Below are 1,130 nucleotides of genomic sequence, written 5' to 3' on the forward strand. Positions count from 1 at the left end.
GTGACCGTGACCCTCGACAGCGGCAAGGTCATCACCATCGCCGAAGGTCAGAGCTCCGGCAGCCTGCCGGTCAGCGTCGGCAACGACGTCTACCAAGGCCCGACCACCGTCACTGAATCCATCAAGGACGCGGTGGGTGGCAACCTCGAAGCGATCAACCCAATCAAGACCCCGGTGGAAACCACGGTCAACGATGTCAACGACACCACCACCGTGACCCTGACCGCCACCCCGAGCGTGGACGAAAACGGCACCATCACCTACACCGCCACCTTGACCGACAAGAACGGTGCCCCGGTTACCGCGCAGAACGGTCCGGTGACCGTGACGTTGGACAGCGGCAAGGTCATCACCATCGCCGAAGGCCAGAGCTCCGGCAGCCTGCCGGTCAGCGTCGGCAACGACGTTTACACCGGCCCGACCACCGTTACTGAATCCATCAAGGACGCGGTGGGTGGCAACCTGGAATTGGTGTCGCCAAACACAACGCCAGTGACCACCACGGTCAACGACGTCAACGACACCACCACCGTAACCCTGACCGCCACTCCAAGCGTGGACGAGAACGGCACCATCACCTACACCGCGACGCTGACCGATGCCCAGGGCAAACCGGTCACCGCGCAGAACGGTCCAGTGACCGTGACCCTCGACAGCGGCAAGGTGATCACCATCGCCGAAGGCCAGAGCTCCGGCAGCCTGCCAGTGACCGTGGGCAACGACGTCTACACCGGTCCGACCACCGTTACTGAATCCATCAAGGACGCGGTGGGCGGCAACCTCGAAGCGATCAACCCGATCAAGACCCCGGTGGAAACCACGGTCAACGATGTCAACGACACCACCACCGTGACCCTGACCGCCACCCCGAGCGTGGACGAGAACGGCACCATCACCTACACCGCGACCCTGACCGATGCCCAGGGCAAACCGGTCACCGCGCAAAACGGTCCGGTGACCGTGACCCTCGACAGCGGCAAGGTCATCACCATCGCCGAAGGCCAGAGCTCCGGCAGCCTGCCGGTCAGCGTCGGCAACGACGTCTACCAAGGCCCGACCACCGTCACTGAATCCATCAAGGACGCAGTGGGTGGCAACCTCGAAGCGATCAACCCGATCAAGACCCCGGT

General features: G+C 63.5%; 1 protein-coding gene. It reads left to right on the plus strand.

Going from position 1 to position 1,130, the window contains the following annotated elements; all coding sequences use genetic code 11:
* On the plus strand, positions 1-1,130 hold a 1,130-nt coding region (locus tag AC3WN7_RS28585; protein WP_492575441.1), incomplete at both ends, for an immunoglobulin-like domain-containing protein.

The organism is Pseudomonas sp. FW305-70 (assembly GCF_058783925.1).